General features: G+C 57.2%; 11 protein-coding genes and 1 pseudogene. 4 read left to right on the plus strand and 8 right to left on the minus strand.

Translation table 11 applies throughout. The features are described from left to right. From Q1B15_RS04830 to thrS, 5 genes and pseudogenes are all read right to left on the minus strand, one after another. Window positions 1-180 (minus strand): annotated as a pseudogene (locus Q1B15_RS04830) (glutamine synthetase); the annotation flags it as partial. Then, a complete protein-coding gene (locus tag Q1B15_RS04835) occupies window positions 144-656 on the minus strand; it encodes a DNA-binding domain-containing protein (protein ID WP_299750955.1) in 513 nt (170 codons plus the stop codon). The pseudogene Q1B15_RS04830 and the gene Q1B15_RS04835, both read right to left, overlap by 37 nt. Beyond that, complete coding sequence (locus tag Q1B15_RS04840) at window positions 653-1,513, minus strand: DUF692 domain-containing protein (RefSeq protein ID WP_299750958.1); 861 nt, start codon at window positions 1,511-1,513, stop codon at window positions 653-655. Before Q1B15_RS04840 ends, Q1B15_RS04835 begins: the two co-directional genes overlap by 4 nt. A 66-nt stretch (window positions 1,514-1,579) precedes the next feature. Continuing rightward, on the minus strand, window positions 1,580-1,885 hold the full coding sequence (locus tag Q1B15_RS04845) for a DUF2282 domain-containing protein (protein WP_299750961.1): 306 nt from the start codon (window positions 1,883-1,885) through the stop codon (window positions 1,580-1,582). Window positions 1,886-2,644: 759 nt separating this feature from the next. Continuing rightward, window positions 2,645-4,591, minus strand: coding sequence for a threonine--tRNA ligase (gene thrS / locus Q1B15_RS04850; protein WP_299750964.1), 1,947 nt, complete (start codon window positions 4,589-4,591; stop codon window positions 2,645-2,647). A 162-nt stretch (window positions 4,592-4,753) separates the two neighbouring features. Between thrS and Q1B15_RS04855 the strand changes: the two genes are divergently transcribed. Continuing rightward, complete coding sequence (locus Q1B15_RS04855; RefSeq protein WP_299750967.1) at window positions 4,754-5,515, plus strand: alpha/beta hydrolase; 762 nt, start codon at window positions 4,754-4,756, stop codon at window positions 5,513-5,515. Window positions 5,516-5,522: 7 nt separating this feature from the next. On the opposite strand, the gene Q1B15_RS04860 is transcribed toward Q1B15_RS04855, so the two are convergent. The 3 genes from Q1B15_RS04860 to Q1B15_RS04870 form a co-directional block, all read right to left on the minus strand. Further along, window positions 5,523-6,038, minus strand: a complete 516-nt coding sequence (locus tag Q1B15_RS04860; protein ID WP_366141675.1) for an alpha/beta fold hydrolase — start codon at window positions 6,036-6,038, stop codon at window positions 5,523-5,525. A 247-nt stretch (window positions 6,039-6,285) separates the two neighbouring features. Beyond that, window positions 6,286-7,680 (minus strand): helix-turn-helix transcriptional regulator, encoded by a 1,395-nt coding sequence (locus tag Q1B15_RS04865; protein WP_299750970.1) that lies wholly within the window; start codon window positions 7,678-7,680, stop codon window positions 6,286-6,288. A 47-nt stretch (window positions 7,681-7,727) separates the two neighbouring features. Then, window positions 7,728-8,960 carry a multidrug effflux MFS transporter gene (locus Q1B15_RS04870; protein ID WP_299750973.1) on the minus strand — a complete coding sequence of 411 codons (1,233 nt, stop codon included), beginning with the start codon at window positions 8,958-8,960 and terminating at the stop codon, window positions 7,728-7,730. 183 nt (window positions 8,961-9,143) lie between these two features. On the opposite strand from Q1B15_RS04870, the gene Q1B15_RS04875 reads away from it, so the two are divergent. The 3 genes from Q1B15_RS04875 to Q1B15_RS04885 all read left to right on the plus strand — a co-directional run bounded on the left by Q1B15_RS04875 (window position 9,144) and on the right by Q1B15_RS04885 (window position 11,463). After that, window positions 9,144-10,676, plus strand: a complete 1,533-nt coding sequence (locus Q1B15_RS04875) for an acyl-CoA carboxylase subunit beta (protein ID WP_299750976.1) — start codon at window positions 9,144-9,146, stop codon at window positions 10,674-10,676. Window positions 10,677-10,902: 226 nt separating this feature from the next. Beyond that, on the plus strand, window positions 10,903-11,034 hold the full coding sequence (locus Q1B15_RS04880; protein ID WP_299750979.1) for a hypothetical protein: 132 nt from the start codon (window positions 10,903-10,905) through the stop codon (window positions 11,032-11,034). Window positions 11,035-11,103: 69 nt separating this feature from the next. After that, window positions 11,104-11,463, plus strand: a complete 360-nt coding sequence (locus tag Q1B15_RS04885; protein WP_299750982.1) for a hypothetical protein — start codon at window positions 11,104-11,106, stop codon at window positions 11,461-11,463. Window positions 11,464-11,673: the final 210 nt, after the last annotated feature.

Raw genomic sequence — 11,673 nt, forward strand, 5'->3', positions numbered from 1 at the left:
CTTCTTTTTCGTATCCCAGAAGAGATTTTTCTTCGCGGTTTTATCAAAGAGACTGGTGTGAATATGACAGCTTGATCCGGCCTCCGCCGAGTCGTATTTCGCCATGAAGGTCGCCGATCGACCATGAGACCAGGCGATTTCCTTCACCCCGTTCTTGTAGACGACATGGCGATCGGCCATTTCGAGCGGAGGAGCCGGGTGGCTGGGGCAAGCGTGACGGTGGATGCCATCAGTTGCTCGGGCGGGATCGCCTGCAAGGTCGCGGGATCAAATGGCTGCGCGTCGGCGGCGTGGTAGCTGTGGCGCAGGGCCAGATCAAGGCGCGCAATATCTGGCAGGTAGCCGATGGCCGCGGTGGGCTCGAAAGCCTCCAAGAAGGTGGGCATGTTGTCGCCGTAAAACATCATAAGAGGAGATGACGGCGGATGTTGGCGCTGGAAAGTGGCGGCAAGGCGCTTGAAGTTTTGCGCCCCGACGAGTTTTGCCACCGTGGGAAATGCTGTTTCAAGCGCCTCGCTAAGCGAAACAGTCACGTTGTTGCGGTAGACATCGAAGCGGCGGCCCGCGTCGCGACCCTGGCCATCGCCAAGGCCTTCGGGGCGCTGGGCCTCGGGGTCAAGAAGCGCCCGCCGGAACGTGGTCTGATCAACGGTCATGCGGGCGCTTTCGCTAGGATGACGTGGGCGCGCTGGGCTTCGGCCTCAAGCGTTTGCCAGTCGGGGACGTCGTTGTCCCATTCGATCAAGGTTGGGCATGCACCGCCTTTGGCGACCACATAGTCATAAAGTGTCCAAACCGGGTCGGCGATTGCGCGACCGTGGCTGTCGATGAGAAGAGGCGCACCATGGTCGTCTTCGTCTTCATCGTGGCCGCCAAGGTGGATTTCACCAACCTGTTCGAGAGGGAAATCTTCGATGTAGGCGATGGGATCGGTGCCTAAGTTGGTGGCCGAGACGAAGACGTTGTTGACGTCCAGCAGAAGGCCACAGCCGGTGCGCCGGGCGATCTCGCGCAGGAAGTCTGTTTCGGACATCGTGCTTTCGGTGAAGGCAAGGTACGACGACGGGTTTTCAAGCAGCATTTTGCGCCCGATGGTCTCTTGCAGGGCGTCAATATGGTCGGCGACGCGCAACAAGGTGGCGTCCGTATAGGGCAGCGGCAGGAGATCGTTCAGAAACTCGGCGCCGTGGGTGGACCAGGCGAGGTGTTCTGAAAAGCTGGCCGGTTTCAGCCAGTCATTGAGGTGTTTCAGGCGCGCAAGGTGGTCTGGATCAAGGCGGGTTTCACCACCGATCGACAGGCCAACGCCATGCGCGGATATGGCAAAAGTTTCAGCAAGATGGCGAAGTTGCGCCAAGGGGCGGCCGCCGTCTCCCATATAATTTTCGGCATGGATTTCGAGCCATCCGACAACGCCGGGGTCGTTTGTGATGTCGGAAAAATGCTGAGGTTTGTAGCCGACGCCGGGGGTATTGGGCAGGCTATCGATGCGCTTGGGGTTCTCGTCAAACATAGATCGCAGCCTCGGCTAAAGGTGACGCCCCCATCAATTTGGGGGGCGTCGATTTCTTGTGGAAGCTTATGCTGGCAGGTCGCGCGACAGTTCTTCCAGGGAGCCTGTACGTGCGGTACCGTCGGCCATTGTCGGCAGCTCGATGTCAGCGCAGGTGCCTGCGTCAACAAGCGTCCATGCATTCCCCTGATAGTCGACGGAAGACGTGCCTGCGCATGTCGTGCCTGGGCCAGCGGCGCAGTCGTTCTTACCAGCGAGCGAAACGCCAAAGCACTTTTCTTTGGCTTGAGCATGTGCAGGTGCAGACAGGCTTGCGGCAAGAGCGGCGGCAACGGCGCCTGCAACGGCGATTGTCTTAGCAGTATTCGACATGGGTAGGTAATCCTCGTTTTGGTTTGCAATTTCGGACCGCTGCTGTGCGGCTGATTAACACAAAGCAACTCAGCCGCTAACATTCCACTCACGCCTGCGTGTTTAACGCGCTCGTTATGGATTGAAACATTCCTAAAGGGTTGGCCTTGAGTGGTGTTAGGGTTGGCGAAATCTGCATGAAAATCAAATTATATTAATAGCTTGGTGGCAAAACAACAATAGGGGGTTTGGCCGGATATCATGGCTCGAAGGCACTCTCAGGAGATGTTGATGCGCCACTACCGCGTGCTTTGTGTTGCAGGTTTCATGCTGTTGTCCGGGGTCGTATCGGCTATCACCGAACCGAAATCGGCCGTTTGAACCCGGTTGAACATCAAAGTGCCGTGCTTGAGGTGCATGGAGCGGACGGTGCGTGCGCGTTCTACTCTCCCGATGACCTGCCGGGATGAACTGGCCGTTTTTAACAGCGTTTTGCTGCCCGATGTGTTTGCGCGACATGATCTAATTGATGCCCCGTCAATCCTGGTCACAGCGACAAGCGAGCGCACCACGGTCCTTGCGCGCGAGGTATGGGCGTCGGCGCCAATCTTGATCGCTACACGTGTCAATGGATTGCCCATATTTGTCTGGCCGCCCCACACGCAGCAGAAACGGGGCCGAGGCCACATATTCCCGACCAAAATTACGACGGGTTATTCAAATATAGGGGCACGTACGCGTCGGGCCAATTGGACCGACGCGCGAGGCTTTATGTCGTGCCTAGGAAAGATCAGGCGGCAGGGCTTCGGCTTTCAGGTCTGCCAGTACCTTATCGAATGCCTCGACATTGGTTTGTTTGTTGCCAAGCCTGCGAACTGACACCGTGTTTTCCGCCACTTCGCGCTGCCCTATTGCGAGAATGACGGGAACTTTTGCGACGGAGTGCTCTCGGATCTTGTAGTTAATCTTTTCGTTTCGCGTATCCGCTTCGGCCCGCAGACCGGCAGACCGCAAAGCGGCGACGGTTTCGTGCACATAGTCGTCCGCGTCCGACACGATCGACGCCACAACGACTTGCCTCGGCGCAAGCCACAGCGGCAGACGGCCCGCGAAATTCTCGATCAGGATGCCGATGAAGCGTTCAAACGAACCAAGGCAGGCCCGGTGCAGCATATAGGGGCGATGCTTGTCGCCGTCTTCGCCGACGTAGTGCGCGCCAAGCCGTTCAGGCAAGTTGGGATCGACCTGAAAAGTCCCGCACTGCCAGACCCGGCCAATTGCGTCGGTCAGTTTGAAGTCGAGTTTAGGCGCATAAAACGCACCTTCACCGGGATCGAGCGTGTAGGAATGGCCCGTCTTCTTGATCGCGTTTTCCAACGCGGTCTCCATCTTGTCCCAGCTTTCCTCGGTCCCGACACGCTTTTCCGGACGGGTCGCGAACATGATCTCGAACTCCTCAAATCCGAGGTCTTTGTAGACGCCTGACAGAAAGTCGATGAACCGGGCGCATTCCACTTCGATCTGATCTTCGCGGCAAAAAATATGCGCGTCATCTTGGGTGAAGCCTCGCACGCGCATGATGCCGTGAAGCGCGCCGGAAGGCTCGTAACGACTACACGAGCCAAATTCGGCCATGCGAAGCGGAAGGTCGCGGTAGCTTTTCAGGCCCTGATTGTAGATCTGAACATGGCAGGGGCAGTTCATTGGCTTTAGCGCGTTTACAGATTTTTCGCGGGCGTGATCCTCGTCAACTTCGACGATGAACATGTGCTCCTGATAGTTCTCCCAGTGACCAGATTCTTCCCAAAGACGGCGGTTCACGACCTGCGGGGTGTTCACTTCGACGTAACCGTCCGCACGCTGTTTGCGACGCATATAATCCTGAAGGGCAGTGTAAATCGTCCAACCGTTTGGATGCCAGAAAATCTGACCGGGCGCTTCTTCCTGCATGTGGAACAGGTCCATCTCTCGACCCAAACGGCGGTGGTCACGTTTGGCGGCCTCTTCCAGCATATGAAGGTGCTTTTTCAGGTCATCGCGGTTTTTGAACGCGACACCGTAGATACGTTGAAGCATTGCGCGCGAACTGTCGCCGCGCCAATAGGCGCCTGCTATGCTCATCAGCTTGAATGCATCGGCCGGCACTTGGCCTGTATGCTGCAAGTGGGGTCCGCGGCAAAGGTCTTGCCAGTCGCCATGCCAATACATCCGCAGCGGTTCGTCGCCCGGAATGCTGTCGATCAGCTCAACTTTATAGGGCTCGCCGGTGTCGGTGTAGTGTTGCACGGCGCGCGCGCGATCCCAGACTTCGGTGCGCACTGGTTCACGGGCGTTGATGATGTCTTTCATCTTGGCTTCAATCTCGCCCAGGTCTTCGGGAGTGAAAGGCTCGACCCGATCGAAATCGTAGTACCAGCCATTGGCGATCACCGGACCGATAGTGACTTTGACATCGGGCCAAAGCGCTTGCACGGCGCGGGCCATGATGTGCGCAAGGTCGTGACGGATCAGCTCAAGCGCCTGATCGTCGTCCTTCATCGTGTGAATCGCAATGTCGGCGTCCGCGTTGATCGGCCATTGAAGGTCGTGGTGCGCGCCGTTCACGGTCGCACTTATCGCCTTTTTCGCGAGCGAGGTCGAGATGTCTGCGGCCACATCGGCTGCGGTTACGCCGGCCTCGTAGGGACGGGAATTACCATCGGGAAGGGTAAGGGAAATCTGGGCCATTGGCCTGAAGCTCCTCGTCAGTTTGGCGCCCACGGAACGCCCGGTTGCGGGTTATGTGTGCGGGGGATTTGGCAAGCGTCGGGGCGAAAGTCAACACATGAGCCACAAGCGCTTGCATCATGTTGTCGATGCGCTAGCGTTTTGAGAAATCGGAGGGCCATCATGACGGACGGAATTCATCACAGCGGCATTCGCAATCTTGCCTATAGTCAGACGGCGGGCGCGGGCCCCGGCGTGGTGTTTCTGGGCGGTTTTCGATCTGACAAAGACGGCACCAAGGCGATCTATCTTGAAGATTGGGCGCAACGTCGGGGCCGCGCGTTTTTGCGGTTTGATTATTCGGGGCATGGGCAGTCGTCGGGAGATTTTCTGGACGGCGCGATTGGCGATTGGTTCGAGGACGCGGTGGCTATCATCGAGGCATTGACGCAAGGACCGCAGGTGTTGGTCGGCTCATCGATGGGGGGCTGGATCAGTCTTTTGATAGCACGCGAGCGGCCCGATCTGGTGGCGGGATTGGTCACGATTGCGGCAGCACCGGATTTTACCGAGGACGGCATGTGGGCGGGGTTTGACGAGGACCAAAGGGCTGATTTGGCGCGCTTGGGTCGGGTCGAGTTGCCGTCCGAATACTCGGAAGGTCCTTACGTGATCACGCGTCGATTGATCGAAGAAGGGCGGACGCGTCTTGTGCTGCGGGATGCTCTGTCATTGCCATTTCCGACGCGGTTTTTGCAAGGGGCAGCCGACGCGGATGTTGATGTGTCGGTTGCCTATCGCTTGATGGATCATGCGACCGGAGACGATATGCGGTTGACGGTTGTGAAGGGGGCGGATCATCGGTTTTCGTCGCCAGAGTGTCTGGCGATGATTGTTCATGCAGTAGATGACGTGTCTTCGCGTGTGGCGGACGCGCCGGACTAACGGGCGTCTAAAAGCCATAAAGCGTGCTTTGCAAACCTGGTGTCCAAAGAGTCCGGTGGCCTTCGCTGGCAATTTCGAGGAACTGTTTTTCGGCTGAGCCTGGGGCCGCAAAAAACTCGCAGCCCAAGACGATGGGCACGATTTTGCCGATCTCTCCGTGGATGATACGAAGAGGTAGGCGAATGCCGCGGGCGTAGGGCGGCTGTCCCAGTGTTGGGCCACAAAGGTCGCCCAGATTTTCCAGCGGGTATTGCGCGGCCAAGATGTCGAGAAACGAAGTGAACGGAGCTTCAAGGACAATCGCGTCGCCAATATCGTCGGCCGCCACGCGCAGGGCCATCGCTGTGCCAAGACTTTCCCCATAAAGCACCAGCGGACGCGCGGTTTCGAGGATTACTTTGGCGATCACGTCTTCAGTGAGGGTCAATTCTTCGGGGGCGCCGCTTGAACCGCTGCACCCTCGGTAGCCGATTGTGACGGCGCAATAGCCTTTGGTTGATCGGGGCAGGAAAGCGTGGGCTATGTTCTTTCAAAGCTCCTGCGTTGCCGGGGAAATAGAGGATTTTTGGCTTTTCTGGGCAGCCTTGATGCGCCACAAGATCAGGGAGTCCCCGTCGCTGGTCTCAACCCGGGCTTAGGTCAAACGGATTTTGCCTGCTTCGATGGGCGTCGTGTAGGTGGCGTCAAAGGGAGAGACCATCGCCGTTTCGTGTCGCTCATTTTACCAGGCAAAATAGCTGGTCGCTGCGACAAGATCGGCGGTTTCAACATCAGTCCACAACCTCATATGGCAGGGTCTTCCTGCTATTGTGGTCGATTTGCAGCGTTCGCTCAAGCGGCGGGAGCGAGCGCTGGTGGCAATCAGCCCGTGGGCAGATGCGGCACGAGATGCCGATTGCTTCGAAAGTTGTCGCATCCGAGGTGTCCAGACCGTCCGAATAAACGAACTCGGAGGCGTGGCTGATTTCGCATCCAAGCCCGATTGCGTAGCGGCGCACCGGTGCTCGCCATGCGCCGCCGCCATGGGTGACTTCGCGGGCAAGGCAGAGATAGCGTACCCCGTCGGGGGTTTCAGCAAGTTGGCGGATGAATTGCCCCGGTGTTTCAAAGGCCGAATGCACGTTCCAAAGCGGGCAGGCTCCGCCGTAGCGCGCAAACTGCAGCCGCGTGGCCGAGTGCCGTTTGGTGATTGTCCCTGCCTGATCGACGCGCACGAAGAACACAGGAACACCTTTGGCGCCGGGGCGTTGCAGTGTGGACAGGCGGTGCGAGACCTGTTCGAGCGAGGCCCCGAAATGGTGTGCTAGTTTCTCTATGTCGTGCCGGGTTGATTTCGCGAAATCGAGGAAGCTGCCGTAGGGCATCAGTGCCGCCCCGGCAAAGTAATTGGCCAGCCCGATCTTGGCGATGTCGCGGGCTTGGTCAGATTGAAACCGCGCAAAGTCAAGCGTGGCTTCCAGAAGGTCGGCTTTCGTTAGAAGGGCGATCTGGTGCAGCGCCTGAAAGCGTCTGGTCGACTGGGGCGCGGACGCAGACAAGGTGAGCGTTTTGGCTTGGGGATCAAAGCGGCGGATCAGGGCATCTTCACTCACAAGCCGTATCGCTATTCCCAGATCTGACAGCATATCGGTTATCGCCGCGTCCGCGGATCGGTCACCGGCAAAGCGTTCGGCGGCGCGGTCCACAGCATCAATGTAGTTGTCGCAGTAGTGAAAAAAGTCGCGCACCTCTTCCCAAGGGGATGCGCCGGGGCGGACTTCGCCCGAGCCAAGAGCTTCGTCCAACGAGGCGAAGCGCTCGTTGGTTTGCATATAGGCGCGGTGCAACGCCAGGAACGCGCGGCCCATCGCGGGCGCATTCGTGGCGATAAGGCGCAGGTCCAAAAGGGCGGGGGCGGTGTCTTTGAACAGCGGATCGGCAAGCGCTTCGCGCAGGTCGGTCACCATGCGTTCGCCGTCGCCAATCGCTAACTCACTGACATCAAATCCAAATTCTTGGACAAGCGCAAGAATCACTGCTGAGCTGATCGGGCGGTGATTATTTTCCATCTGGTTCAGATAAGGCAGCGAGATGCTCAGTTTTTCGGCAAAGGCTTTTTGGGTCAGACCAAGGTGCGTGCGTGTTTCGCGTAGCTTTGCGCCGGCATAAAGTTTCTGAACGCTCATCAAAGTCTCCGTGATTGCATATTTGCAAACAGGGTGGCGGCAATTTGTTAATCCGGCAAGGGGTCGGTTGTGGCCAGCCGTTTCTCGCGGGCCACAACAAAGCGGATCGAGATGTAACCAAGGCAGGCCGAAATCGCCATTATGATGAGAAGGGGGGCGTCGCCCGTACCCCAGCCAAGTACAACACCGGCGAAGGCTGAAAGCGCAGCGCCGCCACCGATAAGAATAGCACTTCCAAGACCCGAAGCCGTTCCAGCAAGGTGCGGACGAACCGACAGCATGCCCGCTGTGGCATTGGGCATAACCAGGCCGTTGCCGATGCCGACGAAAGTACAAAGTCCAAAGAACTTAACAGCCGAGCCATATCCCGCAAGGCTGATGGCAAGCGCGAGAAGCATCCCGCCAGATGTGATGAGCGTGCCGGTTTGTATCATTCTATTGATGCCATAGTGTGTCGAAAAACGTCCGGAAATATAGTTTCCAGTGGCGTAGCCGATGGCAGGGGCGCCAAATCCGATCCCTGCCCAAAAGGAGCTTAGGCCGTAGACATCGCTGGCGACCAAAGGCGCTCCACCGAGAAATGCAAAAAAGGCGCCGCTCGCGAAGGCGGCGGCAAAAACATAGCCCCAAAAACGGCGCGAGGCGAGGAGTTCGGGGTATTCGCTGACCTGTGCTTTGAAGGATTTGCCGTCGCCCGAGGACGTTTCGCCTTGGTCTGCGTAGCATAGGGCAAGAACGCTGATGCCTGATGCGATGAGGAAGATGAAGGTCGCCTGCCAGCCGAACAGTTGATCCAGCGCACCGCCGATCATCGGGGCGACCATTGGGACAAGCGCCATGCCCATCGTGACGTAGCCGATCATTGATGCAGCTTCTCGCTGAGGCACCATATCGCGCACAATGGCACGCGACAGCACAAGACCCACGGCAACCGCGCCTTGTAGCATTCGAAACGTCAGGAAGACTTCGATGGTCGTCGCAAAGAGACAACCGACGGAGGCGAGGATAAAAATTGCATAACAAATCAACACCACCGGGCGACGGCCATAGCGATCGCTGAGGGGCCCGATGATCAGTTGGAGGACGGCTGTGGCCGCCAGATAAAGCGAAACCGACAGCTGCATGACACTATAATCGGTTTGAAAATACGTGGTCATACGCGGCAATGAAGGTAGGAATGCGCCCATATTCATAGCGGCGACTCCGGCCATCAGCACGAGTGTTACGATATGGGGAGGTGTGGAGCGGTCCAGAAATCGGACCTCGGGGCGCGATGACATTGCACACTGGTATCGCGCCGGACAGGGGACTGTCCACAGAGCAAATCTTCACTTTTTTGAAGTATTAGCGGGTTTGCAAAATGCGCGACTGCTTCGGCATTAAGTTTGCAAATTTGCCAGATTTTGCTTCCGAAAGCGCGCGCGAAACGATAGCTCTGTCGTGCTGATATGCGGAGGGGATCCATGTCCGATATACTTGCCGAACTTGAACGACGCCGCGTTGCGGCCCGCGCGGGCGGGGGAGAGCGCCGTGTCGAGGCACAACACGCGAAAGGCAAGCTGACCGCGCGCGAGCGGGTGGAGCTTTTGCTCGACGAAGGCTCGTTTGAAGAATTCGATATGTTTGTGACGCATCGCACGACCGATTTCGGCATGGCTGAAAGCAAACCGGCAGGTGACGGCGTGATCACCGGCTGGGGCACGGTGAACGGCCGCATGATTTATGTCTTTAGTCAGGACTTTACGGTTTTTGGTGGATCGCTATCCGAAACGCACGCCCAGAAGATCTGCAAGATCATGGATATGGCGATGCAAAATGGCGCGCCAATTATTGGCATTAACGATTCCGGCGGTGCGCGCATTCAGGAAGGTGTCGCCAGTCTTGCGGGCTACGCCGAGGTTTTTCAGCGCAATGTTCTGGCGTCCGGTGTCGTGCCGCAGATAAGCCTGATAATGGGGCCTTGCGCGGGTGGTGCGGTCTATTCGCCGGCGATGACGGACTTCATCTTTATGGTGCAGGACAGTTCGTACATGTTCGTCACCGGTCCCGACGTGGTGAAAACTGTCACCAACGAGGTCGTCACGGCGGAAGAATTGGGCGGTGCCTCGACGCATACGCGCAAAAGCTCGGTCGCGGATGCGGCGTTCAAGGACGACGTTGAAACCCTGATGGAAACGCGGCGATTGATCGACTTTCTGCCGTCGTCGAACCTTGAAAAGCCCCCGGTTCGTCCCTTCTTTGATGACCCGGACCGCATCGAGGAGAGCCTCGATACGCTTATTCCGAAGAACCCGAATCAGCCCTACGATATGAAGGAATTAATTCATAAGATCGCCGATGAGGGCGATTTTTACGAAATTCAGGAAGAATTCGCTGGAAATATCCTGACAGGGTTTATTCGCCTTGAAGGCTCGAGCGTGGGGGTTGTGGCGAACCAGCCAATGGTCCTGGCGGGCGTGCTGGACATCGCCTCAAGCCGCAAAGCTGCCCGGTTTGTGCGGTTCTGTGACGCCTTTGAAATTCCGATTCTGACGCTGGTTGATGTGCCGGGCTTTCTGCCGGGAACGGCGCAGGAATATGATGGTGTAATTAAGCACGGCGCGAAGTTGTTGTTTGCCTACGGCGAGGCAACGGTACCGAAAGTCACGCTGATTACGCGCAAGGCTTATGGCGGTGCCTACGTCGTGATGGCGTCCAAGCATTTGCGCGGAGATTTCAACTATGCTTGGCCGACAGCGCAAGTTGCGGTGATGGGGGCCAGGGGTGCAACAGAGATTTTGCATCGCTCGGAATTGAACGACCCCGCCAAAATCGCAGCGCGGACAGAGGAATATGAGACCAACTTTGCCAACCCTTTCCGGGCAGCCGAACGTGGCTTTGTAGACGAGGTGATCATGCCGCAATCTAGCCGGAAACGCATCTGTCGGGCCTTCGCTTCGCTTCGCGGAAAGAAGCTAAGCAACCCGTGGAAGAAGCACGACAACATACCGTTATGACAATGCAACCGGCGCTCAGAGGCTTACAAAGTCAAAAAGTGATGCGAGAATGCAAACTTTTTGCACCGATAGCAACTATTCAGCATTTATCCGCGCATTTTCAAGATGTTTTGGTTGGCATTTCTGCAGCGTCCGATAGTTTGGGGTCGGGCGTGCAAGTTTGCGCGACCATTGGGAAATCCGGTTGCGCGAAGAACGTGACCATAAGTGATCGAAGGAGGCATTTATGTCTATCACACTCAAATCCATCTTGGCCCTTGGCCTGTTCACAGTTGTTGCAGCATGCGCTCAGCAAGAAGAAGTTGTCATGGTCGAGCCAGAGCCGATCATGCAAGAGCCTACAATGGACAAGATGTAATACATCTTTCTGGCCGGGTGCCTTAGGCGCCCGGCCAATTCCTTGGGTCCCTTTGTCAGGAGGGTACTCATGCTAAAGCACAAGGGTTTCCCGGGGCGTTTTCCCGGCACTGATTTTCAATTCACAATTCGGCGCGGCAATCCTCGTGGGATCACCAAGTTGATCCAGCGTGAGCGTTTTGCAGATCGCAGGCCTGCCGACCGGCGGGCGGATGCGGCGTTTCTTGCGTGTTTGTGGGACTACTTTAAGAATGAGCCGTTTGAACGCGGCAATCTGGATGCCGGTCGGCTTAGCTGGCTGTTTGGCCGCGAGGTGATCGCGGCGCAAGATCCGTTTGATCCCGAAAGCTATGAAGCGCTTTTAGTCATAGACGAAGACCGGGCGCGTGCCTCTTTTCCGGATGCCTTCGACGGGACGTGGGTGGCATGATTTTGCCTGCCCCTTCTCCAAAAAGGCAAATCGCTGCCGGTTTGTCGGCGGCCTGCGCAATGGACTTAACGCAAGGGTCACAACACGGCAGTCTTTTGGGGAGGGCGCGTGCCTCTGACTTTGAGTGCGCCTTCGTATGTAAAAACCGTTTTTGTGACCGTTGCCCTTCCCCTTCGAGGCGACCTGACCCGCAAAAGCGGGTCAGGTCGC

The organism is uncultured Boseongicola sp. (assembly GCF_937988555.1).
In the GTDB taxonomy this organism is placed as follows: domain Bacteria; phylum Pseudomonadota; class Alphaproteobacteria; order Rhodobacterales; family Rhodobacteraceae; genus Boseongicola.